Genomic DNA, 3,240 nt, shown 5'->3' on the forward strand with positions numbered 1-3,240 from the left:
CCCCTCGCGGCCGGCCAGCGAGTCGCGGTCGGTGAAGCCGAGAAACGCCTCGTCGGCCAACAGGACGGTGCCGGCCGCCGCACAGCGGTCGGCGAACTCAGCGAGTGCGTCCTCGGCGTAGAGGTCGCCCGTGGGGTTGTTCGGCGTACAGACGATTGCCATCGCGTACTCCGAGGGGTCACACTCGAGCAGTTCGTCGTGGGCGACGAACTCGGGGCGGCCGCCGGCCAACTCGACCTCGCGGGCGTACTCGCCGAAGGAGGGGTACGGGACGAGTACGTCCTCGCCGGGAGAGACGGTGACGCCGATTGCGAGGCGGATGGCGGCCAGTCCGCCGGCGGTCGGGACGACCGATTCGGGCGAACAGCCGACGTAGTCGGCGGCGGCCGCCCGGAACTCCGGGTAGTCGTCGTTCGGATACGATCGGGCCGACTCGAAGGCGTCCTCGTAGACGGCGCGCGTGCCGTCGGGGACGCGCGGGTTGATGTTCGCGCTCAAATCCAACACGTCGGGGTCGTCGCTGGAGCCGTGGGGGACTCGCTCGGCGTCGGCGACGCTGTCAGGGTCCACGTGCTAACACCTCCGCGACCTCCGCATCGCCGGGGCGGTTGACGTTGACCGCGAGGCGGGCGTCGTAGCTGAGGTGGATGGTTTCGTCGCCGTCGCCGACGACGTTCAGGCCGGTTGGGGAACACTCACGGCCACCGTGGGAGCGGGTCGTCTCGGCGCTGACGCCGAGGGCCTCCTTCAGGTGGGTCGGGACACAGACGGTCAGCGACCCGGCGTCGTAGGCTGCAAGCGTGCGGTCGACAACCTCGCCGGCCAGAAGCGGGAGGTCGGCGACGACGGTGAGGGCCGGCTTCTCGACGGTTTCCAGCGCCGCGCCGAGGTCCTCGACGTACCCGTCGCCGGGGGCCTCTATCAGGTGGACGCGACCCCCGAGGTGGGCGGTCGTCTCGGGGACGTGCGGGGAGGTGACGGCGTGGACGGTGTCGATTCGGCTCTCCGCGAGGGCGTCGAGAACGCGGTCGACCATCGGTTCGCCGGCGACTTCGAACAGGGGTTTCTCGCCGCGGTCGAGGCGGGTCCCGCGGCCGCCGCACATCAGAACTGCGTCCACGCTATCACCCCCACGAGGAGCGCGGCGACCCGGGCGAGTTCGTTGGCCGCACCGAACACGTCGCCGTTGACGCCGCCCAGCGCGGCCTCGGCCCACCGAACGAGGCCGTAGGCGACGAGCGGTCCGGCGGCGACGGCGAGGACGGTCGGGACGCCGCCGAAGAGCGCGGCGGGAACCGAGACGACGGCCGGCCCGAGCAACAGCGCGGGGTCGGCGTTGCGCGTGAACTGCGAGCCAAGCCCCTCGTGGGCGGCGGTACCGAGACAGGCGACGGTCGCCATCGCGAGTTTCGCGCTCACCTCAGCGGCGACGACGAGCGTAACGAGAAAGACGGCGCCGACCGGCAGGCTCGCCACGCTCACGGCGCCGAGTCCGAGGGTGGCGACGACGACGGCGACTGCCCCGACCGCGCCGACGCCCGTGGTCGTGTCCTTCAGCGCCTCGCGGCGGTCGTCGCCGTCGTGTATCGCGGCAGCATCGCCCAAATCGGCGACGCCGTCGAGGTGGTTGACACCCGTCAGGAGGTAGACGAACAGGAGGTAGACGGCGGCGACTGCGGCCGCCGGGCCATCGAGGACGGCGAAGGGAACCGCCAGCAACAGGCCGAGGAGGTAGCCGACCGCGGGGAAGGCTGCGGGAATCTCCTGGAACCGTAGCCAGTCGCGTTCGGACCCCGAAAGCGGGAGTCGGGTGCAGAAGGCGAGGCCGCCGCGAACGGCACCGGGGAGGTCGCTCAGAGCCACAGTATCACCCCGAAGAGCGCGACGACCACGTAGATTGCGATGCCGGCTCTCGTGACCGTCCGGATGGCGTCGTGTCCCTCGGCGACCGTCGGGAAATTCGCCACCTCGTTGAGGACGTACGTTCCTGGTTTCTCCAGTCGGAGGTTGTGGGCGGCAGCGACCGCCCCCATCGGCCACCCGGCGTTCGGCGACTCCGGAACCGAGGCGTACCGGCGGGCCCGTCCCGGGGCGTCGGGGTCGCCTGCAGCCAGGCCGAGGACGACCGAACTGAGCCGGGCGGGGACGAACATCACGAAATCGTCGAGGCGGGCGCTGGCCCAACCGAACGCGCCGGGGTAGCCGAGCATCGAATCCAGCGTGTTGACGGATTTGACGTAGGTTGCGGCGGCCGCGGCGGCGGGCAGCGAGACGAGCGCAAACAGCGTGAACGCCAGAATCGGCGCGAGAAAGCCGTCGGAGAAGTTCTCCGCGGCGCTTTCGACGGCCGCACTCCGGAGGAGTTCCGGCGAGAGGCCGGCGGTGTCCCGGCCGACCAACGCGAGCAGCGCCTCGCGGGCGGCCTCGGTGTCAGCGTCGCTTTCATCGATGGCTTGCTCGGCGGCATCGAGGAGCAATCGGAGACTCGATGTCGACCACAGGACGAGGCCGGCGAGGACCGCAGTGACGACGCCCGGAAGCATCGTCGTCGCCCATAGGGCCGCATAGACGGCCACGGCGGCGGCAACCGGAAGGATAGCGGCGACGGCGAGACCGGCTAGTTTCGGCCGGCGGTACTCGTCGTCGACCGCATCGACGAGGTGGCCGAACAGCGTCACCGGGTGGTAGTCGGCGGGCGGTTCCCGGAGCGTCCAATCCAGTCCGGCCGCCAGCAGGACGGCGACGGTGATGCCGAGGGGTACGTCGGTCACTGTCGGTCCTCCAGTCGCGATTCGAGGTCCGAAAGCGGCACCTCGCCGACGTTCACGAACCGGCCGCCGACCTCTCCGATGCCGCCGTCGGTCGCGGGGTCGTCGCCGACGTGGACGAGGTCCTCGACCGCACAATCGAGGCGGCGGGCGACCGTCTCGAAGGCTCGTGGGTCGGGCTTTCGCCAGCCACAACCGACGCTCGTGACGACGACGTCGAAGGCCTCGTGGAGGTCCGCACGAATCAGGGTCCGACGGGCCAACTCCGGGACGCTGCAGTTCGAGCAGACGCCGACCGGGCCGAGTTCGCGGGCGGCGGCGATGGCCTCGCGAGCGCCATCGCGTCGCGTCACGTCGGGGTCGAAGGCGGCGACGACCGACCGCCTGGCGGCGTTGTTCGGCGCGTCGACGCCGCGGGAGGCAAGCGCCGCCGAGACGTGTGCCGGCAGCGGCACCTCCGCGCCGTCGGGGG

5 protein-coding genes are annotated in these 3,240 nt (G+C 71.1%); all 5 read right to left on the reverse strand.

Annotated elements, in window-relative coordinates; all coding sequences use genetic code 11:
- A partial coding sequence (locus tag GJ631_RS18230; RefSeq protein ID WP_370518738.1) for an aminotransferase class I/II-fold pyridoxal phosphate-dependent enzyme occupies positions 1–570 on the reverse strand: 570 nt, incomplete at its 3' end.
- Positions 560–1,105 (reverse strand): NTP transferase domain-containing protein, encoded by a 546-nt coding sequence (locus tag GJ631_RS18235; protein ID WP_156710515.1) that lies wholly within the window; start codon positions 1,103–1,105, stop codon positions 560–562. The genes GJ631_RS18235 and GJ631_RS18230, both read right to left, overlap by 11 nt.
- Positions 1,105–1,863, reverse strand: coding sequence for an adenosylcobinamide-GDP ribazoletransferase (cobS, locus tag GJ631_RS18240; RefSeq protein ID WP_370518739.1), 759 nt, complete (start codon positions 1,861–1,863; stop codon positions 1,105–1,107). Before cobS ends, GJ631_RS18235 begins: the two co-directional genes overlap by 1 nt.
- On the reverse strand, positions 1,854–2,771 hold the full coding sequence (locus GJ631_RS18245) for a CobD/CbiB family cobalamin biosynthesis protein (RefSeq protein ID WP_370518740.1): 918 nt from the start codon (positions 2,769–2,771) through the stop codon (positions 1,854–1,856). The genes cobS and GJ631_RS18245 overlap by 10 nt, the downstream gene beginning before the upstream one ends.
- The coding region (locus tag GJ631_RS18250) for an HAD family hydrolase (RefSeq protein ID WP_156710514.1) at positions 2,768–3,240 on the reverse strand (473 nt) is incomplete at its 5' end. The genes GJ631_RS18245 and GJ631_RS18250, both read right to left, overlap by 4 nt.

Source organism: Natronomonas sp. CBA1123, from assembly GCF_009741925.1.
In the GTDB taxonomy this organism is placed as follows: Archaea; Halobacteriota; Halobacteria; order Halobacteriales; family Haloarculaceae; genus Natronomonas.

Coding starts and splice junctions, on each gene's coding strand:
- GJ631_RS18235 (WP_156710515.1), bottom strand. CDS start 1,105: ATGTGCGGCGGCCGCGGGACCCGCCTCGACCGCGGCGAGAAACCCCTG.